General features: G+C 66.8%; 1 protein-coding gene. It reads right to left on the reverse strand.

The features are described 5' to 3' along the window. The coding region (locus tag Q0994_RS33985) for a hypothetical protein (protein ID WP_299542605.1) at positions 1-275 on the reverse strand (275 nt) is incomplete at its 3' end. Between the last annotated feature and the right edge of the window lie 47 nt (positions 276-322).

The following is a 322-nucleotide window of genomic DNA, read 5'->3' on the forward strand; positions in this document are numbered from 1 at the left end:
GGCTCAGCCAGCACCAGATCCGGCACCACCTGCCCACCCTCGGCAACCGCCGCGACCAGCGCATCCACACCCTCGTAGCCCGACGCACCCAACACCGCCACCTGCGCAGACACCGCAGACATCACGGACGAAGCAGGAAGAGACAGCGCCGTCCAATCAACCGTGAACAGCGCATTGCTCCTCGTCTGCTGCACACTCGCCAACTGCGCCTGATCCACCGGTCGAAACGCCAGCTTCTCAACACTGGCAACCGGCTCACCGTGCTCGCCGACCACGTCGACACGCAACGCCGACTCGCCCGCCGACCCGATCCGGACCCGCA

The sequence above is a fragment of the uncultured Streptomyces sp. genome, assembly GCF_947488945.1.
In the GTDB taxonomy this organism is placed as follows: Bacteria; Actinomycetota; Actinomycetes; order Streptomycetales; family Streptomycetaceae; genus Streptomyces.